We start from the raw sequence: 20,550 nt of genomic DNA, 5'->3' as shown, positions 1-20,550 counted from the left end.
CGGTCAGACTTGGTTTGACTAACTGTTTTTTTACTTTTAATTCTCTAAAAAATTGACAAGTTGGATAAAATAAGATAATTTCTTGGTTTTGTGCAATATTTTTTACAAACCGCTGATCGCCAAAATCAGCGGTTTTTTCATTTCAGAATGATTGGATTGTACTTTTTGATAAAGGCCGTCGAAAATTTGGAAAAATCGGCATTTCACTTTTTAAAGTATTAGTAGTAAACATCCGTAAAATGTTGTATTTTTCTAATTTTAAGCTTTAAATAATGAACAACTTTTAGGGTATTACTAATTCGGTAATTGACTTGAATTCAATGTGCTATAACTTTGCATCAACAAAGTAGATGACCAGAGTTTAGTAGGGTAAGCAAATTGTTTATTGTACTATAACGAGTCTGAATACAACCTTAAGAAAGATTATGAAAGCGAATTTTGTTAACAATACCGTAACGTTGGGCCTGGCGATGCTGGCCGCAACTTCTTTCCTGGCCGTAGCGCCTTCAACTGCTAACGCCCGGGTGCTGGACGGCCCGAAAGCCGAAACGAAAACCAACTCGGTATCGATCCGGGAAGTGGGTAACCTGAAATTCAAAGTGACGCTCAACCAACCGGTTGATGAGAAAGTGGTTGTTTCGATCGTCGACGATTCGAACAACAAATTGTACAACGGTACGCTGAGCAAAAAAGACCAGCTAGGCCGTGTGTTCGACCTGTCGCAATTGGCCGACGGTCAATATGCCATCGAAGTTTCTTACGGCAAAGAGCGGGTTTCGCAATCATTCGCCATCAAAACCCAGGTTAGCCGTGTGGTTCTGGCGCGGAACTAAGCCTTCCGGGCTCTCCGCTCTCGCCCGCTAATACTCGTCCACTTTGTAAACGCAGCAAGGCCGGTTTTTCAACCGGCCTTGCTGCGTTTACAAAGAATTAAGAATTAAGAGTTAAGAGTTGGCTGACGCATTCTATTCCATTGAGGCAGCGCAACTCTTAACTCTTAATTCTTAACTCCCTTCATCCTTCCCAGATCACCGTTTCTTCCCGTTCGAGCCAGGGCTGGAGGTGGGGCTGGTAGCGCGATTCGATGATTCTTCGCTTGATTTTTAGTGAGGGTGTCATCATGTCGTTGTCAACTGTCCAGGGGTCTTTCACAATCACGGCTTTTTTGACGCGTTGATAGGTATGCAGGTTGGGGTTGAGCGTACTCAGCGTTTTCTCGAGGCTTTGTGAAACTTCGGCTTTATCGGCTTTCTGACCGGTTTCCGACAGTACAATTAGCGCAATCGGTTCCGGAAGCTGCTGAACCGCGACACAAATCTGATAGACAAAGGCATTTTCGGCCAGACTTGTTTCGATCTGAGCCGGAGCTACAAACTCTCCTTTTGTGGTTTTGTAAACCTCCTTCACCCGGCCGGTAATCATCAGGTAACCTTCATCGTCAAGTCGGCCGATGTCGCCGGTGTGGAGCCAGCCGTCGGTATCCAGCGTGGCCGATGTCAGGGTCGGTTCTCTAAAATAGCCACTCATACACCAGTCCGAGCGGGTGAGTAACTCGCCCGTTGCCGGATCGAATTTCACGTCCATTCCGGGATACACTTTCCCGACGGTGCCATCTTTCACGGCGTCGGCGGGCATCACCGATACGACGCCGAGGTTTTCGGTCATGCCGTAGGCTTCCTGAATCCGAATGCCTAATTGCCGGAACCATTGGATAATCGCGACGGGAGTCGGGGCCGCACCGGTCAGGATCAGTCGGGCATTGTTTAGCCCCAGAGCTGAGCGCAGACTTCGCTTCACCAGTCCGCTCACCAGCGGAATCGTCAGCAACCGATCCAGGCGGTTTTGTGGAATTTTAGCGAGAATGTTCTGCTGAAATTTTGACCAGACGCGCGGCACCCCGAGAAAATGCGTGGGCCGGGCCGTCGCCAGATTCTGGGCAAACGTCGCCATCGACTCCACGAAGTACACCGTTCCACCCGTAATCAGGCTCAGGGCTTCCACCAGGTTCCGCTCGGCCACGTGGCAAAGTGGCAAATACGAAAAAAAGCGGGATTCTGGTTCATCGACCCGCATGAGCGGTTTCGTGGCGTCGATGGCGCTGATCATCGCCTTATAAGTCAACATGACGCCCTTGGGATTGTCGGTCGTGCCGGAGGTGTAAATGATTGTGAACAAATCTTCCGAATGGGGCTGCGGATTATCCGTCATGGGTTGGTACTGACCCAAAATCGTATCCCAATGCTTCTGATCCGTTTCCGGCGCTTTTGTCGATGGAAACGCAATGCAATGGACGAACTGGGGAACGCCGGTTTTCATCTCTGGCCATTTGTCCAGGATACCGACAAACATAACCCGGCAACCACTGTGATCCAGCACCTGCCGCAATTGCTTTGCGGTTAAGGTGGGGTAAAGAGGAACCGAAACGTGGCCGCTGAGCAGAATCGCCAGATCGGCGATGATCCAGTGTGCACAGTTTTTAGACAGGAGTCCAATATTGCTTTTCGGGGGAAGACCAAGCGAGTTAAGATACGATGCCAGCGTACGCGCCTGCCTTCCGACTTCGCGCCAGGTGTAATCGCGGTATCGGCTGCCAATGGGCTGACGCAGATAGACCTTATTGGGCTGCTGGCGTTCCCAATAATAAAAATAGTCAAGCAGCGTCTGCCCTTTCTGAAAATCAGAGCGTAACGTGTTCATGTGAATCAATAAAGGCTGCGATAAGAAAAAGGTAAAATAGTATTTGTTTTTGAAATAATTGTAGTTAAAGCGGAATTAATTAGCGTAGGTACCTGATTTTTCGCTCTAGAGGGATTTCAGGGAAATAATTTCAAATTATTCAGTATAAACCGGTTACCTCTTTTGGTCAGTCCAGTCTCAAAACAAAGAATAGCGTATAATTCTGCGCTGCTTTACCCAACTAGTTGTGTTTTTATGAAAAGAACTTTCCAGATGACCCGGTATCTATTCGTAGGCTGTCTTCTTCTTTCGCTCGGAATCAGCGGTTTCGCCCAATCTCCAACCAATTTGTCAACAAATATCGCGCTGACTGCTCCAGCCCAGACAGATTTCGCGCCAAGCGCTTTTTTTTCGAGCACAGCACAAATCATTGCGGCCATTAATGCCGCCCGACGCGCAGAAGAAACCCAATTGGGATTACCCGCCAATAGCCTGGGAAATTTGACGCTTCCGGCTAATTATACTTCCTTTTCACCGAACGACCGGGCTTTGTACCTCATCAATCAGGAACGGATAGCGCGGGCGGGTATTACCTATCCGGGAACTACGGCTGTTCAGGGGCTTCCACTCGAGGCAACTGAAAGCGCATTGATCAACACGGCCCAGAATCACGCGTCGTACCTGGTCGCCAATAATGTTTTTTCGCATACGGGTGCGGGCGGTTCCGACTCCTTCGACCGGGTCAATGCGACCTACCCGGCCAACTGTCAGTCGGGAATGGGCTATTCCGAAAATATTTACGTTGCCTGTACAGGTTCAGGCACTACGCCGGCTTTCCTGGTCGAACAGGCGATTTTCTCCTGGCTGTACCGGGATTCGGGGGCTGGCTGGGGCCATCGAAAGGCGTTATTGATCCAGAACACCGACATTTATACGAGCGCACCATTGCAAGGCTATGTCAACGATCGCGGCAGTGCTTCCAGTGAGGGTTTTTTAGGAATCGGTATCGCTTCAACTTCCGTGGGGGGCTACTCCAATACCTGCCCGGGTAGCTTTGCCGGTCATGTAGTCGTGATGAATATTGCCGATCCGACCGCCGACGCAAGCTGTATGTTTACAACGTCGGATGCCTTACCGGTACACCTGCTCTATTTCTCCGGCGCATCCCGGGAGGGTAAAGCAGTTCTGGGCTGGTCGACCAGTTGGGAGGAAGGAAATCAGGGATTCGAGGTGCTCAAGAGTCGCGATGCCCGATCCTTCGAAAAAGTGGGCTTTATCAGCGGGAAAGAAACCAGTTTTGAAACCAATACTTACGGCTGGACGGATGCGGAGGTAATGGTCGGTGAAACCTATTACTACCGGTTGCGCCAACTTGATGGCAACGGGCAGACGGAGCTGTCTAAGATAGTAGCGGTTACGGTGGAATCGGCCGATCACGAGTTTTTTGTGTTTCCGAATCCGAGCACGAATGGGCGATTTACACTGAGGACACCTCCCGATGCCGATATACACCTACAACTATTTAGTACGAACGGGACAGAGCTGCCGATTCGGACGACAACGACCCGAAATTCGGTTACCGTTACCCCCGTCCACCCGCTCCCGGCCGGTTTATATTGGATCAGGGTTTTGGGAGATCAACGAGAACCGCAAAAAGTGTTGCGAGTTCTGGTTAGTCAGTAGAACGGCGGTTTGCTTTTAAATGAATTCCCCTGTATTTTGAGAAAACTGTCAGCCTTGAAGCGGGCAGCTTTCCTCCGAATGATGCAGACGCTTTTATTGATTTTTACGCTCTTACCGGCGCTGGTATTGGGTCAATCGCCGAAAAACCTGAAGGCTGATGTGAAATTGCCGAAGGATCCGGTCTACACGAGCGCGCCCAACGGTTTTCCGGTTTTCGATACTCCGGCGCAGGTGGTTATGTCCTTCAACTTTGCCCGGCGGCAGGAGGAAAAGCAGATGAAATTACCCGCCAATAGGCTGGGTGTCTTGTCCTTCCCGGAGAATTACACCACCCTGTCAGCCGCCGACCGGGCTCTATGGCTGATCAACAGCGAGCGCACCGCCCGGGCGGGCGTCAGTTACGAGACTGGAAAAGCACTGGGCCTTCCGCTGGAAAGTCTGGAAACGCATCTGAATGCCGTGGCACAGGGGCATGCGTCGGATATGACAGCACATCATTTTTTCGGCCATACCAGCCATAATGGTCAGACGGCCCTGCAACGGATTACGGCTCAGTCGGTTTTTGGTGAAAAATGCGCTGAATTCATGGCGCGGGCCGAAAATATTTACATGTTCTGCTACTACGCCAGCGACAAACCGGTTTTGGCCCTTCCGCCCTTCCTGGTGGAACAGGCCATTTTTTCCTGGTTGTATCAGGATGCCGTCGTGGCCTGGGGCCATCGCGAGACCCTGCTGATTCAGGACCGGGATGCTTCTGGTGGGCAAGGCTTTCACAACAACCGGGGAGCAACCACCAGCGAAGGCTTTTTGGGAGTTGGCCTGTCTACCCGAGCCGACTACAGCCCCTGCACCAAAATCCCGGGTTATCAGCGTGTGGGCCATGTGGTGGTCATGAACCTGGTCGATCCGGCTCCCGACTGCTCTTATTCCCGCCCCTAAAACTGTTGCTTCACCCAGAATCAGATTGGTTGATTTTTTCTGCCACTTCCCGGAATCTACTCCCGTAGATCAATCGACATTAATTTTTACTTTGTTCTTAAAAACGGTCTAAATTTTGTCCATAAAATGCAAAATATAAAAACGGTTCTGATCGAATTTTAAAAATAGGACAAGTAGAACACCACGATGAGCTTCTTTTATGCCTTAGTAAACTTTATCTACAAAAAATACTAAATGAAACACTTCTCCGCCTACACTGCCGAGGAGTTAGCCGCTGATGAATTGTTTATTCGGTGGGTTCAACATCCTGATGACGCCGAAGTTTCGGCGTTTTGGGAGGGTTGGTTAGCTCACCATCCGGATAAAGTTGAAGTTGTTGAATTCGCCCGTGATCTGGTTCGGCTGGCGTCGAATCCGGTATCGCGGCCGCTGGAAGCCGATGAAGTGGTATCGTTGTGGGGCCGAATCCGGTCGTCGATTCAGGAAATGCCGGAGTTGCAGCCGCTGCAACCCGAGATTCAGAGCTGGGTGACAAACTGGTATATTTTCCGCTGGGTAAGCGCAGCCGCCGGTATCGTGCTGTTCATTGGCTGGGTACTCTGGATGCAGTGGTCACACGCGATGGAGACTGTCCGGACCCCACACGGAGTTGCTAAAACCGTTAAACTGCCCGACGGAACGTTGGTGAAACTGATTGGCGACAGCCAGATCCGGTTTGCCCGCGTGTGGTCGGAAGACGTGCCCCGGGCCGTCTGGCTCGAAGGGGAAGCTTTTTTTACGGTCGCCGAACGTCCTGGTTCCGGCGATGGCAGCAAGTTCCGGGTTCATACTACGAGTCTGACGGTTGAAGTGCAGGGCACCCGGTTTAACGTATCGCAACGAAAAAAAGGGACGCGGGTGGTCCTTTCTGCCGGTAAAATTAAATTGATGCTCAACGACCGTCCCCAGGTAATTGAGATGAAACCGGGCGAGTCTGTCGAGATTCCGACTTCCCTTTCCGTGCAGCACAAAACCTCGTTTTTGAACACAGGGGGCCATCTGGTAACAGAGAGTTAGGGGTAACGTATACACCCCTGCAAAAAAGCACAATCCAATCTCTATTACTTATATAAGTCTAAATTAAACCAACCAATCTCTATCAGAATGAATAAGACACTTACCATCTCTCACGCAGCCCGGCGTAGCCGGTCCAAGCTCGCGCTCCAGGTGGGAGCCTGCGGTTTGGCCGGTTTGCTGGCAAGTAGTTTGTCCGTGCAGGCCGCCGAAGGTCCACTGGCCGCTTACGCAACGAACGCCCTCAGGTATTCGGCCCGGGTGATCGATCCGGCGCTTCAAGAACGGACGATTTCGGGTCAGGTATTATCCTCAGAAGACAATACCCCGCTGCCGGGCGTCAACATCGCCGTTAAGGGCTCAACGCGCGGGACTACGACCGATGCCGAAGGTAAATACCGCCTGGCCATTCCAAGCAATGATGCGGTGCTGGTTTTTTCATCGGTCGGTTTTATTTCGCAGGAAATAACCGCCGGTACGCGTACTACGCTTACTATTTCACTAAAAGCGGATGACCGGACGCTGAATGAAGTCGTCGTGGTTGGGTATGGTACGCAGAAAAAGAGTCAGTTGACCGGGGCTATCACCCAGGTTACAGCGAAGGAGATTCAGGAAATGCCGATCACAAACCTCGGACAGGCTTTGCAGGGGCGTGCGGCCGGGGTCGATGTAACGCAAACAGGATCGAAACCGGGCACGGTACCCACCATTCGGATTCGGGGGCGTCGTTCATTCAGCGCCAGTAACGATCCGCTCTACGTTGTCGACGGAATTCCTCTCGCAGGAGGGTATGAAGATATGAACCCGAGCGATGTAGCCTCAATGGAGGTATTGAAAGATGCAACGGCAACGGCCATATACGGGGCCAGAGGAGCCAATGGGGTTGTGCTGATTACCACCAAGCGGGGCGCGCAGAAAGGAAAAACAACCGTATCGTATGATGGGTATGCCGGTGTTTCGAGGCCATTGGACAAACTCGAACTGTTTAATGGACCGGAGTTTGCCGAGTTTGTTCGGGAGTCGTACCGGGCAACGGGGGGCTATAAGGATGCCAATGGCAATCCGGTTCCCACGGGAGTAGCCGATGCGTACGCTGATTCAAAAGTGGCGGTATTGGGGGGGGACCCGGCCGTAGCCAATGGCCTTGCCAACGGAACCGACACGGATTGGCAGAGTTTGATTTTGAAAAACGGCATGATGCAAAATCACTCCATTGGGGTGCAGGGCGGGAGCGACCGGACCCAGTTTTATGTGTCAGCCGGTTATTTTAAAGATAAAGGGATTTCTGAAGGGCTGGATTTTACCCGGTATTCACTGCGGGCCAACATCGACCACCAGATCAACAGCGTATTGAAAGTGGGTCTTTCATCGTATGTAATGCATAGCGTTCGAAATGGTGAAAACCTTAACCCGTATCAGTTTACCATCCAGCAAAACCCGCTGGCGTCTCCCTACAACGACGACGGTACGCTTAAGTTTTCACCGACGAACGATGCACTGCTTACCAACCCCTTGTTCGAAATTATACCCGGTGCTCAGATCGACCAGACTAAAAAATACCGCATCTTCAACAGCATTTATGCAGAAGCGAAAATTATAGACGGTCTGAAATACCGGGTCAACTTCGGCCCCGATTTCACGATCGGTCGCTGGGGACGGTTTATTGGGTCACAAACCAACGCCCGCAAGCTTGGTGATGCGCAGGCTAGTAACGAAAACCGCTTTGGCTTTAACTGGACGCTGGAAAACATTCTTACGTATACGAAGACATTCAAGGAGAAACACAACCTGAATGTCACCTTACTGCACTCGATCCAGCGAGACAATTATGAAACGTACCGGACGGATGTTCAGGGCGTACCGGCCGAAACACAGGAGTACTATAACCTGGGGGCTGCCAGCTCCATCCTGGCAACGGCCAGCGCACTGACGCAGTGGACCATCAACTCGTATATGGCCCGGGTTAACTACGATTTTAACGACAAGTACCTGATCACGGCTACGATTCGTCGCGATGGTTCAAGCCGTTTCGGCGAAAACACGAAGTATGGTAATTTTCCGGGTGTTGCCCTTGGCTGGAACATCAGCAATGAACCCTTCCTGAAACCCATCACCTGGATCGACCTGTTGAAACTGCGGGCTGGTTATGGTTCGGTGGGCAACACGGCCGTGGCTCCCTACCAAACTCAGGGTCTGTTGAGCCGAACGGCCTATGCCTGGAATACGTCGGCAGCTTTTGGATACCGTCCGAGTACGATTGGGAATCCGGACCTGCGCTGGGAAACGTCGGCCACCCTCAACTTTGGGCTTGATTTCAGCTTCTGGAGAGGACGTCTGCAAGGTTCGCTCGAATTGTATCAGACGAACACCACTGCTTTGCTGCTGGCTGACCAGCTTCCGGGCTCCGTCGGATTCGGTGCAGTAACGCGCAACGTGGGCGAAACCCGCAACCGGGGGATTGAACTGGGCTTCACGACCTATAATATCAACGCACCATCCGGTTTTAAATGGTCGACCGATTTCACGTTCATGAAGAATACGGAAGCCATTGTGTCGCTCTATAACGGAAAAATCGACGACATCGGGAACGGCTGGTTTATCGGACGGCCCCTGAGCACAGTATTTGACTACAAAAAAATAGGTATTTGGCAGACTTCGGAAGCCGATCAGGCAAAGCAATTTGCCAGTGAAGTCGGTCAGATTAAAATCCAGGATACCAACGGTGACGGGCGAATCACGGCCGACGACCGGGTAATCATTGGTTCGGATGTGCCTAAATTCAGCGCCGGTATCACCAACCGCTTGAGCTACAAGGGATTTGACCTGTCGTTTTTCTTCTTTGGGCGTTTCGGGAACCTGATTCGGAGCGATTTCCACCGCAACCGGAACGCCCTGGCTGGCCGGTATGAGCAAATCAAAGTCGATTACTGGACGCCTAACAACCCGACCAACGAATTCCCTCGTCCAAAAAGCAACCAGGAGTTTCCGGTTTATAACACGACGATCTCGTATTTCGATGGAACGTTCGTGAAACTTCGGAACATCAACCTGGGCTATAACTTTAGCCCAGCCATCGCTAAAAAGTTGGGAATGGAGTCGCTGCGGGTGTATACCAGCATTCAGCAACCGTTCATCTGGTCGAAATACCGGAGCAAGTATAACGGTGTTGACCCCGAAACAACGGGTCTGGCCCTGAGCGAAACCGGTATCGTGCCAGCCACTTCTGTTACCACCTTCGGCGTGAACGTCCGTTTCTGATCAGAAGACAAAACCGACATCCAAATTTTTAGCCATTAGAACCAATGAAGCTTAAAACGATAAAAAACTCAATACGAATCGCTGGCTTGGCAACTATGTTGCTAGTCAGCCAGTCATGTAAAGATGTGCTGGACGAAGAAGTCGTTTCCGGAATCGGCAACAATTACATGAACACGACGAAGGGCTTTGAAGATGCCGTCAAAGCGGCTTATTCGACGCTTCGGTATTACTACGGCAGCCAACAGGGGCTGACCATGTCTGAGTATGGAACGGATATTTACGCGACCGGTGCCGATGGAGGCTACAAAGGCTTTCACTACTACGATGGTCAGTTGAACCCCACGGTTGACTATTTAATCAACACCTGGGACGAGTTATACCGGGGGATCAACACCTGCAATGCCATCATCGAACGCGCTCCCAACGTGACGGGCATTGCCGAGGCTACTAAGAAACTCCGGGTTGCCGAAGCCAAGTTTTTGAGGGCCCACTATTATTACCTGCTGTTTATGCAGTGGGGTGGCGTCGACCTGCGGCTTTCTGAAACCGTCGTTCCGACTAAGGAAACGAAGCGGGCAACGGATGCTGAAATGTATACGGCCATCATTAAAGACCTGACCGAAGCTATTACGGACTTGGAAGCCAAAGCGCAATCGGCGGACTATGGCCGGGCGACAAAACCGCATGCCGAAACCCTGCTGGCGAAAGTTTACCTGACAAAAGCTTATTCAACTTCCAAAGCCGCCGACGATTTTACCAAGGCTGCGGCCCTGTGTAAAAACGTGACGACTGCCTATGGCTACAAATTGCTGGATGATTTTGCCAGTGTGTTCGATGAGAACAATCAGCTTAATACGGAGGTAGTGTTTGCGGTGCAATATACGTCAGACCCATTGACGAACCTGACCAACAACACTGGCGCGGTTAACGGGGGCAACAACCTGCACCTTTTCTTTGGAATGCAATACGACGTTCAGCCGGGTATGAAGCGCGATGTGTTTTACGGGCGTCCGTTCAAGCGCCTACGGCCTACCAATTACCTGCTGAATACGGTTTTTGCCGACCGGACCAACGATTCGCGTTACAAGAAAACATTCCGCGATACCTGGCTTAGCAACAACCCGGGGACCAACCTGAATGCGGCCTCGTTCGATGACTCGAAAACCAAGGTATCGTTTGCGGCTGGCGACACGGCCATCTTTATCCCTGGGGTGGAATGGACGAAAGCGCAGCGGGCGGCCAAGAAATACCAGGTGCTGGTGCCCAGCGCGTATAACGAAGCCCTGTTTCCAACGCTGCAAAAATTCTTCGATACAAAGCGGCCGGATTTAACGTATGAGGCTGGTAGCCGTGACTACTATGTGTTCCGGTTGGCCGACGTGTATCTGATGCTGGCCGAAGCGTCATTGCAATCCGGTAATGTTGCCGATGCAGTTGCGGCCATCAATGCGGTGCGCTATCGCGCGGGTTGGCCGGGCAAGAAAGAGGCTATGCTGTTAACGGCACAAAACCTGACGATGGAAACGATCATGGAGGAACGTGCCCGTGAGTTGGCCGGTGAGCAAATGCGTTGGCTGGATCTGAAACGCTGGAATATGTTGATCGACCGGGTGAAGAAACACAATCCGCAGGCGGCCGTCAATATCAAGGATTATCACGTATTGCGTCCGATTCCCCAGACCCAGATTGACCGGAGTGCGAAAGGTGCGGACGGTAAATCAGTGTTTGCTCAGAATCCTGGCTATTAAAATACCTTGTATATTATTCAAGCCCCGAACACGTAAGACGGTTCGGGGCTTGTCTGTTTGTTGACCCGCTGAGTAGATTCATCAGGATGCCTTCTTCTTACATGGAAACCATTCACCTATAAAACGTGCTGTCAATTGGACAAATTAATGATAAAGAATACCGTAAACAGACGCCAGTTTCTTGCTGCGACCGGTTTGTCCGCGCTCGCTCTATCGACAAAAACCAATCTGCTGGCCGAAACCGCTAAAAAATCGGGCCTGAAAATCGGCTATTCGGGCATTACCTGGGGGAATGCCGATGCGCAAACCGTCAAAGCCATTGAGGATATTTCGTCCCTTGGGTATAAAGGTATTCAATTGCGGGCGAATACCTTCGGGCCCTACAAAGCCAAACCGTCGGAGCTTAAAGCCCTGCTGGATCAGCACCGGCTGCAACTGGCGATGTTTTCGAGTGGAAACGTGGAAGTAGATCCGGCGAAGTTTCAGAGTACGGTCGATATGCACGTGGCCCACGCCAGTTTTGTGAAGGCCCTGGGCGGTTCGGCGTTTCAGATGACCAACAGCCTGCGCAAAGGCGGTCAGGCTCCTACTACAGACGAGTTGAAAACGCTGGCAAAGGTCATGAACGAAATCGGCAAACAAACCGCCGATCTGGGCGTGCAGGCCACCTACCACAACCACATGAACCAGTGGGGGGAAACGCCCGAGGAGGTCGATGTGCTGGTACAGGCCATGAACCCCAAGTACGTCCGGTTACTGCTCGACATTGCGCACTACAAGCAGGGCGGGGGCGACCCGGCCAAAGCCGTTGTGCAATACAAAGACATCCTGCACACCCTGCACCTGAAGGACACGAAAAGCCCGTTGCCGGAAAAACCGGATAATCCAAAAGCGTACAAATTCGTCGAACTGGGGCAGGGCAACGTCGACGTTCCGGCGGTGTTTGCGGCTCTGGACAAGATCAAGTTCAAAGGCTGGGGCGTGGTGGAACTCGATGGGGTTCCCGACCCGAACAAAACACCCCTGCAATGCGCGCAAATCAACAAAGAATACATCACCAAAACACTCAATTTCCCACTCTGATACTCTCTGATTTACTCTGATCAACTCTGTGTAACAGCTTATTGTGTTATTCCACAGGGTTAATCAGAGTACATCAGAGGTTATCAGGGAATTACAACTATGAAAACATTCTTGATAACGGCGGTTTTAGGGATTGGGCTGATGGCCGCTGAGAAACCGCAGGCCCCCAACACGCTGACCGCGAAGGAAAAAAAAGAAGGCTGGCAATTACTGTTCGACGGCAAGACCTCCAAAGGCTGGCGGGGCGCTTACAAAGACGCGTTCCCGGCCAAAGGCTGGGTGATTGAAGACGGAACGCTGTCGATCACCAAAACCGACGGGTCGGAGTCGACGCACTACGGCGACATTGTGACCGAAGGCGAGTACGGCGATTTTGACCTGATGTTTGAATTCAAGCTGACCGAAGGAGCCAACAGCGGACTCAAGTATTTCGTCGAAGAACACAAACCCAAACCGTCGGGATCGGCCTATGGGCTGGAATACCAGGTACTGGACGACGACAAACACCCGGATGCGAAAATGGGTCGGGATGGCAACCGGACCGTGGGATCGCTCTACGACCTGATTCCGGCCAAAGACAAGAAAGTGAATCCGATCGGCGAATGGAACCAGTCCCGGATTGTTTCCAAAGGCAGTCACGTGGAACATTGGCTGAATGGGAAAAAAGTGGTGGAATACGAGCGGGGAAGTGAGGCTTTCCGGAATTTGGTGGCCCAGAGCAAATACAAAGCGTCGTCGTACAACGCCCACGGGCGGTTTGGCGAAGCGCCCAAAGGACACATCCTGCTCCAGGATCACGGCGACCGGGTTTCGTTCCGGAATATGAAGATCAAGCAACTGTAGGATGTTTTGGGTGACGTACCCACGGACTTTAGTCCGTGTGAGTTAATCCCATCATTTTGGTAATATAAACTCACACGGACTAAAGTCCGTGGGTACGTTACCACCGAACATCAGTAGACTTTTGATAAATAAGTCTTTACGTCAATGGTCTCTTGTTCATCTTTAGGCGTATATACTAACAACTAAACGACATAACCATATGGAAAATCGTCGCGACTTTATAAAAAAATCGGCACTGGCCGGGCTGGGCATGAGCTTTTCGGCCGCCAGCTACGCGCGGATTCTCGGCTCGGCCGACCGTGTTCGCGTAGGAATCGTCGGATTCTCCGACCGCTTCCGGGGCGCTTTGGCGCCGAGTTTTGCTTCGCATGCCAAAGAACTCAACTTTGAGTTTGTTGCAGTTTCCGACATCTGGAGCCGTCGGCGCGACGAAGCGGAGGCTTATTTGAAGCAGAAAGGTTTTATCAGCGGGGATAATTTCGTAAAGTGCCGCAACAACGACGAGCTTTACGACCGTAAGGATGTGGACGCCGTGATTATCAGCACGGCCGATTTCCAACACGCCCTGCACTGCGCCGAAGCCGTGGAAGCGGGCCGGGATGTGTACGTGGAAAAACCGTTTGCCGAATCGCTCGACGATGCCCGTAAGGCGCTGAAAGCCGTTGAAAAAAGTAAGAAAATTGTTCAGGTGGGTTCGCAGCGTCGGAGTACGCCGAATTACTGGGCCGCCAACGAGTTCATCAAATCCGGCAAGTTCGGTGACATTGCGATGGTGGAAATGACCTGGAATGTGAACCAGCCAGGTCGCTGGCGCCGGGCCAAGCTCGTTTCCGAAATCCGGAAAGAGGATACCGATTGGAAACGCTACCTGATGAACCGTCCGATGGTGGACTGGGATCCGCGTAAGTACCTGGAGTTCCGGTTGTTCTATCCGTATTCCTCGGGGATTCCGGGCCAGTGGATGTCACACCAGATCGATACCGTACACTGGTTCAGCGGTTTTGACCATCCGCGTTCGGTGGTTGCCAACGGCGGTATTTACGTCTGGAAAGACGGCCGGATTAATCCGGATACGTTCACGGCGGTGTTCGATTACGGCCCGGACGACGACAAGAGCAAAGGTTTTCAGGTGTTGTACAGCTCCCGCATGACCAACGAAGCGGGTGGTACCAAAGAATTGTACTACTCGAACGGCGGGATGATCAACCTGGATACGAACAAAATCACGCCCGAAGGAGGGCTGGAAGCAAGAGCCGCTGCCGAAATGGGTATGAAGCCCAACCTGTTGCAGGAGCAAACACTGGCGACGACCGGCGAGAAACAGGTTACGTCGGCCAATACCGGCGCTGACCCGATGACCTCGCGGCACATGCGTAACTGGATGGAATGCGTTCGCAGCCGGAAAGAGCCGAATGCCCCCGCCCGGGCCGGTTACAACCACTCGGTCGCCAGCATCATGTCGACCATCGCCTACCAAACCGGGGAGCGCGTGACGTACGACAGTACGAAGCAGGAAGTATTGGCCAGCGGAAAAATTGTCAAGGTTTAAGGAACCCGTACCCACGGACTTTAGTCCGTGAGTGTTGGCTAGCTCATCGAGTAACTAGCAACTCACGGACTAAAGTCCGTGGGTACGATATGCCCTAACTATGAAAAAACTAATTCTTTATTGTTGCCTGATTGCCTCCGGTGCAATGGCCCAAAAAGGGGTACAACTGAAACACGATGAAGCACAGAAACGGGTAGAAGTAACCGTTGATGGAAAACCGTTTACGGCCTACATCTATCCCGGTCCGGATGTGCTCAAAAAACCGGTTTTGTATCCGATCCGGTCGGCGGGCGGCAACTTCATCACACGGGGCTGGCCGATGGATCCTCGACCGGGTGAGCGCGTCGATCATCCGCACCACGTCGGGATGTGGTTCAATTACGGCGATGTGAACGGCCACGATTTCTGGAACAACTCCAACGATGTCAAAGGGCACGGCGGTCCGTTTGGGACCATCGTGCATACGGGCATCAAATCGATGAAAAGCGGTAAGGATCAGGGTGAACTGACCGTTACGGCGGACTGGCTCGATAAGGATGGTAAACCACTGTTGCAGGAAACGACTACGTTCGTCTTCCAGGGAACAGCCAAAGACCGGACGATCAGACGCACGACCACGCTGAAGGCGCTGGACAAAGACGTGACGTTTAAAGACAACAAAGAAGGCATGATTGCCATTCGGCTGGCTCGTCAGCTCGAACACCCGTCGAACAAACCGGAAGTCTTTACGGATGCAAGTGGCGTTGCTACCAAAGTCGCACAGATGGACAACGCGGGTGTAACGGGAAAATACAAAAGCAGCGAAGGCATTGAGGGCGAGAAAGTCTGGGGAACGCGGGCCAAATGGATGAACCTGACCGGGGTAATCAATGGCGAAAACGTTTCCGTTGCCATCATCGATAACCCCAAAAATCTGGGCTATCCGACCTACTGGCACTCGCGGGGATACGGTTTATATGCAGCCAACCCGTTGGCCCCCAGCATTATGAGCGAAGGAAAAGACAAGGCGATGAATTATATCCTCCCTGCCGGGAAATCAGTAACCTTCCGGTATCAGGTGCTGATTACATCCGGTGCCGTTTCCGATGATGCCCTGAGCCAGCGAGTAGCCCAGCTTACTCCCTAAAGGTCTATACGACGGCAGATTACAATGAGCCATCTGATAATTCAGATGGCTTTTTGACTCTCTATTCAGCGTGCAACATTAATTCAGATACAGCGGAGAAGCGGTTTTATAAGTAAACCGTTGCTGCTTTTTGGTCATCCACGCACGAAACGCAGCGCTATTCAACCCCAATTTGCTCAGTTCCTCGTCGATTTGGCGCAGCAAAAAATGCAACTGATGCACCATAAGCCACTGTCGTTTGATCTGTTGTTGCGGATGGGTGGCCGAGGGAGCGACCGACGACTCATCCGCCAGACGTCGAATTGTAGCCCGTAAATGGTACTGAATAACGACCAGACGGCCGGCCAGCGTATGGTCATTGGGGTGTTTTTCCAGGAAAGAGACGCCATCGATCAGAAGCTGACTCCGGCGTTGCAGATGCTGAGTCACGGTAAGCCAGGCCTGGTCGGCCTTGATCGACTCGTAGGAAACGGTTTTCATACTAATAGGTTTTTTACAAGTTCGCAGTACGGTTCTCTCAAAAATAGGAAAATAATCAAAACGATATGAAGGTGTTTACTTAGAATAATAGAATTTTAATTGGTTTAAAATCGAGATTAATATTTGTGGTGCATGGGCCAAAAACGCATCGTTTCGTACCTGGATGCGGTCTTGCTCATAGAGGAGCAAAACTGCATTCGGGAAAACGTTGACAGAGCAGGCCGTCTCAATAGCCCGCCTTGCGAAATAAAGTATTACAAAAGGGAATTGTTCAGAAGACCGTTGGCAACCGCTTTTTCGTAGTAGGGGAGCTTACGCGCCTGTTTAATGGCAGGCAACTGGGTTTCATGGTAAATATCGGTTCCGACGAAGGACACCAGCCGCTGATCAATCATCCATTCGGCCAGTTTACGAGCTTCGCGGGAGGGCTGCCCGGCCAGAGAAAGCAGATTAAGCTGAAAGCGAACACCTTGATAATGAAGCTCTCGTAACGTTTCCGGATTTTTTTGCAGGTAGATGTATTGCTCTGGATGAGCCATAACCGGGACCAGATTCCGCTGCTGAATGGCCGTAATAACTTTATCCAGTTCGAACGGTCTTTTTACAAGACTCGTATCAAAAAGCAAGTAACGTTCGGTGGTTTGCCCGAACGTCAGCAGATCGGCATTGGAATAAAGTATTCGCAATAAATTGATATCGACGAAATATTCGGCGGCTACTTCAACTTCGATGTTGATCTTCACTTTTTGTAGTTCATACTTCAACAGGGAGGCTGCGGCATAAATACTATCAGATGTATTCTGGTAGAAGCCATCCATGATGTGGAGGGTGGCAATTACCTTCTGAAAACCCAGGGCAGACAACTCGCGGAGCAGGCTGATGCTATGCTCAACGGAATCGGTGCCGTCCTGATTACCGGGCAGCAATTGGGCATGAACGTCAACACAAAGCTCAGCCGACGGAGTCGATGCGTCGATCCGGGCTGCTTTTCTGCGGGAGCGGGTCAGAAAACCGAAAGGCATTGTTCTGGATACCGGTGAAATTACGTGGGCTGAATAACCGGTCGGCAAACTGGCACCGGAGACTCAAATGTCTTGAAATAATGGACATGAATCGTGCCAGAATTGTCAACAGCCAGCCTAATATAGTAAACGGAGGTATATAAGGATAATCGGTTGCCTTTGGCTCAAAAACCACTTTTATTTAGCAACAAATTGCGGAAAGAGCTCCCGAAAGCGCGCAAGTTGCTGGTCTTTATCAGACACAATAGGGTTGTCGATACCCCAGTCGATGTTCAGATCCGGATCGTTCCAGATGATCCCTGATTCAGAAGCTTTGTTGTAAATGTTGGTGCATTTATAACTGAAAATACTGTCTTCCAGTGCAACGAAACCGTGGGCGAAGCCTTCCGGAATGTACGCCATATTGTTACGTTCAGCGTCGAGGATAAAGGAGATGTACTGGCCAAACGTGGGCGAACCCTCGCGCAGGTCCACGGCAATATCCATCACTTTGCCGGTAATTACCCGAACCAGTTTTCCCTGAGCGAAGGGTGCGTTCTGGAAGTGCAAACCCCGCAACACGCCTTTCGTTGAAAACGACTGGTTGTCCTGTACAAAATGAGTCGGTAGTCCCAGTGTGCTGAAAACCTGTTGGTTATAGGTTTCCAGGAAACTGCCCCGGGAGTCTTTAAAGGTTTGAGGGCGTAATTCGACCAAGCCTTCGATCGACGTTTTAATGACCTGCATGCAACACAATTTGAGCTTTACGCCGGTTCGTCCGGCACCGTGGGCAAAGTTAGGAAACTCTGCCTACATCCCGTAATTTTGGCACTGACCTTTTTTGAGGGTTCATTCACCAGCCATTCTCGTATGACAGCTTCTGAGTTGTATTCGGCCATCGTCGCAAAAAAATCGTATTTATGCGTCGGTCTGGATACCGATCGTCGCCGGATACCGGCCCACCTTCAGCACGAACCAGACCCGGTTGCGGCATTTAACCGACAAATCATCGAAGCCACAGCTGACTATGCCGTTGCCTACAAACCCAATATTGCGTTCTACGAAGCTCAGGGGCCGCGCGGCTGGGAGAGTTTGCAACGAACCCTCGAATACATTCCGAAAAATTGCTTTACCATCGCCGACGCCAAACGGGGCGATATCGGTAATACCTCCGGGTTATACGCCCGTACGTTCTTTGACCCGGCTTCGTCGGGGCTTGACTTCGACGCCGTGACGGTAGCGCCTTACATGGGAAAGGACTCCGTAGAACCTTTCCTGGAATTTCCGAACAAGTGGGTCATTCTGCTGGTCTTGACATCCAATACCGGCAGCGCCGACTTCCAGCAGCTATCGGTGGGAGACGAAAAACTGTACAAACGGGTGCTCAAAACGTCGCAAACCTGGGCGGGGGCTGACCGGATGATGTATGTAGTTGGTGCCACGCAGGCCGATCAACTGGCCCACATCCGGACGATCATCCCCGACCACTTTTTACTCGTTCCCGGCGTCGGTGCCCAAGGCGGAAGCCTGGCCGAAGTCTCGCGCTACGGCCTGAATGATCAATGCGGGTTGCTGGTCAATGCCTCCCGTAGCATTCTCTACGCGTCGGGTGGAACGGATTTTGCCCAAAAAGCCGCCGAAGAAGCCCGCACCTTGCAGCGCGAAATGGCAACGTATTTGGAGTTAAGAGTTAAGAGTTAAGAGTTAAGGGAGAGAGAAGAATTTTGGGTGGAAGTGTGACTTTTTAGACGGTTTTCCTTCTAACTCTTAACTCATTATTCTTAACTCTTAACTGTGCTGGCGGAAGATTTTCTCTACTTTATCTGGCAGTTTCAGTACTTCCGGGCCGACGGTTTGCGGACCGCGGAAGGGGAAACGCTTCGGGTGATTCATCCCGGTTACCGCAATCCGGATGCCGGACCGGATTTTACACAGGCCCGGCTTTTCGTGGGCGATGTAGAGTGGGTCGGCACGGTCGAAGCGCATGTGCGGGCTACCGATTGGCTGCTTCACCGCCATCAATACGACCGGGCTTACGATAATGTCATTCTGCATATTGTCTGGTCTAACGAACCGGCGGTGCTCCGGCGTTCCGACGGTTCGGTGATCCCAACACTGTGTCTGAGCGAACGCGTCGATCTGGCGTTGCTCCACCGCTATGAGACTCTGCTGGCTGAGTCGGGAGCTATTCCGTGCGCGGGCCGGTTGGGCGATGTGGAGCCGATGCGCCGGATGGCGATGTTTGACAAGGTGCTGCTGCAACGCCTGGAACGTAAAGCCACGGCGGTGCTGACGTTGTTGCAACAAACCGGTCAGGATTGGGAGGAAACGACGTATCAGCACCTGGCAATGGCCTTCGGTTTTCAGGTCAATGCTGAGCCGTTTGGGCAACTGAGCCGCCAGGTACCGCTGAAAATTCTGCAAAAACACCGCGATAGTCTGTTCCAACTGGAAGCCTTGCTGTTTGGTACGGCAGGGTTGCTGGGCCATGATGAACCCGACGCCTACGAGGCTGAACTGCAACGCGAGTACCGGTTTCTGGCGGCCAAGTACCAACTGAATGACACACAACTCCCACCGCATGTCTGGAAATGGTCGAAACTGCGCCCAGCCAATTTTCCAACGGTTCGGCTGGCGCAGTTCGCCAAACTGCTGACTCACCGGGAAAGTTTGCTATCGATGTTTTTGGCAACGGACGTCAGTGAGCACTGGCTCCGGTTTTTTCAGGTAACCCCTTCGGTGTATTGGCAAACGCATTATCGTTTTGGCAAAGCATCGCCAAAAACCGTACCCATCCTGGGGGCCACAGCCGCTGAGAATCTGTTGATCAACGCGGTTTTACCTTTGCTGGTGGCTTATTCGCAGTATAAAGATCTGCCGGAATACCGGGAACGGGCCATTTCGCTGCTCGAACAATTACCCGCCGAAAATAACCGGATTACCCGTCTCTGGCAACAGGTTGCCGTACCGGTTCGGTCGGCTTTCGATTCACAGGCCGCCATTGAACTGTATAAGAACTATTGTCTGAAAAAACGCTGCCTGTCATGCCAGATTGGGGTCAACCTGTTAAAAAAATAGCGGAGCCATCCCACCAGGGATGGCTCCGCTATT

Annotated in this window: 16 protein-coding genes; 12 read left to right on the top strand and 4 right to left on the bottom strand. The window is 51.6% G+C overall.

Annotated features, from left to right (window positions below):
- Nucleotides 1-425 precede the first annotated feature (425 nt).
- Nucleotides 426-833: a hypothetical protein gene (locus ACO2Q8_RS03285; RefSeq protein ID WP_423343353.1), complete on the top strand. Its 408-nt coding sequence runs from the start codon at nucleotides 426-428 to the stop codon at nucleotides 831-833.
- A gap of 181 nt (nucleotides 834-1,014) precedes the next feature.
- Here the strand turns inward: ACO2Q8_RS03285 and ACO2Q8_RS03280 are convergent, their stop codons facing one another.
- Nucleotides 1,015-2,697: an AMP-binding protein gene (locus tag ACO2Q8_RS03280; protein WP_423343352.1), complete on the bottom strand. Its 1,683-nt coding sequence runs from the start codon at nucleotides 2,695-2,697 to the stop codon at nucleotides 1,015-1,017.
- A gap of 234 nt (nucleotides 2,698-2,931) precedes the next feature.
- On the opposite strand from ACO2Q8_RS03280, the gene ACO2Q8_RS03275 reads away from it, so the two are divergent.
- From ACO2Q8_RS03275 to ACO2Q8_RS03235, 9 genes are all read left to right on the top strand, one after another.
- Nucleotides 2,932-4,359 (top strand): T9SS type A sorting domain-containing protein, encoded by a 1,428-nt coding sequence (locus ACO2Q8_RS03275; protein WP_423343351.1) that lies wholly within the window; start codon nucleotides 2,932-2,934, stop codon nucleotides 4,357-4,359.
- Between the two features lie 78 nt (nucleotides 4,360-4,437).
- Nucleotides 4,438-5,298 (top strand): CAP domain-containing protein, encoded by an 861-nt coding sequence (locus tag ACO2Q8_RS03270; RefSeq protein ID WP_423343350.1) that lies wholly within the window; start codon nucleotides 4,438-4,440, stop codon nucleotides 5,296-5,298.
- Between the two features lie 234 nt (nucleotides 5,299-5,532).
- A complete protein-coding gene (locus tag ACO2Q8_RS03265) occupies nucleotides 5,533-6,354 on the top strand; it encodes a FecR domain-containing protein (protein ID WP_423343349.1) in 822 nt (273 codons plus the stop codon).
- Nucleotides 6,355-6,441: 87 nt separating this feature from the next.
- On the top strand, nucleotides 6,442-9,609 hold the full coding sequence (locus ACO2Q8_RS03260) for a SusC/RagA family TonB-linked outer membrane protein (RefSeq protein WP_423343348.1): 3,168 nt from the start codon (nucleotides 6,442-6,444) through the stop codon (nucleotides 9,607-9,609).
- A 44-nt stretch (nucleotides 9,610-9,653) separates the two neighbouring features.
- Nucleotides 9,654-11,357 carry a RagB/SusD family nutrient uptake outer membrane protein gene (locus tag ACO2Q8_RS03255; RefSeq protein ID WP_423343347.1) on the top strand — a complete coding sequence of 568 codons (1,704 nt, stop codon included), beginning with the start codon at nucleotides 9,654-9,656 and terminating at the stop codon, nucleotides 11,355-11,357.
- 150 nt (nucleotides 11,358-11,507) lie between these two features.
- Nucleotides 11,508-12,440, top strand: a complete 933-nt coding sequence (locus ACO2Q8_RS03250) for a sugar phosphate isomerase/epimerase family protein (protein ID WP_423343698.1) — start codon at nucleotides 11,508-11,510, stop codon at nucleotides 12,438-12,440.
- A gap of 99 nt (nucleotides 12,441-12,539) precedes the next feature.
- On the top strand, nucleotides 12,540-13,283 hold the full coding sequence (locus tag ACO2Q8_RS03245) for a 3-keto-disaccharide hydrolase (protein ID WP_423343346.1): 744 nt from the start codon (nucleotides 12,540-12,542) through the stop codon (nucleotides 13,281-13,283).
- Nucleotides 13,284-13,482: 199 nt separating this feature from the next.
- Nucleotides 13,483-14,832 carry a Gfo/Idh/MocA family protein gene (locus ACO2Q8_RS03240; protein ID WP_423343345.1) on the top strand — a complete coding sequence of 450 codons (1,350 nt, stop codon included), beginning with the start codon at nucleotides 13,483-13,485 and terminating at the stop codon, nucleotides 14,830-14,832.
- A gap of 100 nt (nucleotides 14,833-14,932) precedes the next feature.
- The gene (locus tag ACO2Q8_RS03235; RefSeq protein ID WP_423343344.1) at nucleotides 14,933-15,958 is read left to right on the top strand and encodes a PmoA family protein; all 1,026 of its coding nucleotides are present in this window, start codon (nucleotides 14,933-14,935) and stop codon (nucleotides 15,956-15,958) included.
- A gap of 78 nt (nucleotides 15,959-16,036) precedes the next feature.
- On the opposite strand, the gene ACO2Q8_RS03230 is transcribed toward ACO2Q8_RS03235, so the two are convergent.
- The 3 genes from ACO2Q8_RS03230 to rfbC all read right to left on the bottom strand — a co-directional run bounded on the left by ACO2Q8_RS03230 (nucleotide 16,037) and on the right by rfbC (nucleotide 18,186).
- Nucleotides 16,037-16,438, bottom strand: coding sequence for a hypothetical protein (locus tag ACO2Q8_RS03230; RefSeq protein ID WP_423343343.1), 402 nt, complete (start codon nucleotides 16,436-16,438; stop codon nucleotides 16,037-16,039).
- A gap of 254 nt (nucleotides 16,439-16,692) precedes the next feature.
- Complete coding sequence (locus tag ACO2Q8_RS03225; RefSeq protein ID WP_423343342.1) at nucleotides 16,693-17,460, bottom strand: tyrosine-protein phosphatase; 768 nt, start codon at nucleotides 17,458-17,460, stop codon at nucleotides 16,693-16,695.
- 177 nt (nucleotides 17,461-17,637) lie between these two features.
- Nucleotides 17,638-18,186: a dTDP-4-dehydrorhamnose 3,5-epimerase gene (gene rfbC, locus ACO2Q8_RS03220; RefSeq protein ID WP_423343341.1), complete on the bottom strand. Its 549-nt coding sequence runs from the start codon at nucleotides 18,184-18,186 to the stop codon at nucleotides 17,638-17,640.
- A 123-nt stretch (nucleotides 18,187-18,309) separates the two neighbouring features.
- Between rfbC and pyrF the strand changes: the two genes are divergently transcribed.
- Entirely contained in the window at nucleotides 18,310-19,140 is an 831-nt protein-coding gene (gene pyrF / locus ACO2Q8_RS03215) for an orotidine-5'-phosphate decarboxylase (RefSeq protein ID WP_423343340.1), read from the top strand.
- A 93-nt stretch (nucleotides 19,141-19,233) separates the two neighbouring features.
- Nucleotides 19,234-20,517: a DUF2851 family protein gene (locus ACO2Q8_RS03210; protein WP_423343339.1), complete on the top strand. Its 1,284-nt coding sequence runs from the start codon at nucleotides 19,234-19,236 to the stop codon at nucleotides 20,515-20,517.
- The last annotated feature ends 33 nt before the right edge of the window (nucleotides 20,518-20,550 follow it).

This window comes from Larkinella sp. VNQ87, assembly GCF_049445795.1.
GTDB lineage: Bacteria > Bacteroidota > Bacteroidia > Cytophagales > Spirosomataceae > Larkinella.
This window is presented reverse-complemented; position numbering and strand designations above follow the sequence as displayed.

What these genes read in the sequence shown, in the direction of transcription:
- ACO2Q8_RS03285 (WP_423343353.1), top strand. Translation starts at nt 426, where the DNA reads ATGAAAGCGAATTTTGTTAACAATACCGTAACGTTGGGCCTGGCGATG.
- ACO2Q8_RS03280 (WP_423343352.1), bottom strand. Translation starts at nt 2,697, where the DNA reads ATGAACACGTTACGCTCTGATTTTCAGAAAGGGCAGACGCTGCTTGAC.
- ACO2Q8_RS03275 (WP_423343351.1), top strand. Translation starts at nt 2,932, where the DNA reads ATGAAAAGAACTTTCCAGATGACCCGGTATCTATTCGTAGGCTGTCTT.
- ACO2Q8_RS03270 (WP_423343350.1), top strand. Translation starts at nt 4,438, where the DNA reads ATGATGCAGACGCTTTTATTGATTTTTACGCTCTTACCGGCGCTGGTA.
- ACO2Q8_RS03265 (WP_423343349.1), top strand. Translation starts at nt 5,533, where the DNA reads ATGAAACACTTCTCCGCCTACACTGCCGAGGAGTTAGCCGCTGATGAA.
- ACO2Q8_RS03260 (WP_423343348.1), top strand. Translation starts at nt 6,442, where the DNA reads ATGAATAAGACACTTACCATCTCTCACGCAGCCCGGCGTAGCCGGTCC.
- ACO2Q8_RS03255 (WP_423343347.1), top strand. Translation starts at nt 9,654, where the DNA reads ATGAAGCTTAAAACGATAAAAAACTCAATACGAATCGCTGGCTTGGCA.
- ACO2Q8_RS03245 (WP_423343346.1), top strand. Translation starts at nt 12,540, where the DNA reads ATGAAAACATTCTTGATAACGGCGGTTTTAGGGATTGGGCTGATGGCC.
- ACO2Q8_RS03240 (WP_423343345.1), top strand. Translation starts at nt 13,483, where the DNA reads ATGGAAAATCGTCGCGACTTTATAAAAAAATCGGCACTGGCCGGGCTG.
- ACO2Q8_RS03235 (WP_423343344.1), top strand. Translation starts at nt 14,933, where the DNA reads ATGAAAAAACTAATTCTTTATTGTTGCCTGATTGCCTCCGGTGCAATG.
- ACO2Q8_RS03230 (WP_423343343.1), bottom strand. Translation starts at nt 16,438, where the DNA reads ATGAAAACCGTTTCCTACGAGTCGATCAAGGCCGACCAGGCCTGGCTT.
- ACO2Q8_RS03225 (WP_423343342.1), bottom strand. Translation starts at nt 17,460, where the DNA reads ATGCCTTTCGGTTTTCTGACCCGCTCCCGCAGAAAAGCAGCCCGGATC.
- rfbC (WP_423343341.1), bottom strand. Translation starts at nt 18,186, where the DNA reads ATGCAGGTCATTAAAACGTCGATCGAAGGCTTGGTCGAATTACGCCCT.
- pyrF (WP_423343340.1), top strand. Translation starts at nt 18,310, where the DNA reads ATGACAGCTTCTGAGTTGTATTCGGCCATCGTCGCAAAAAAATCGTAT.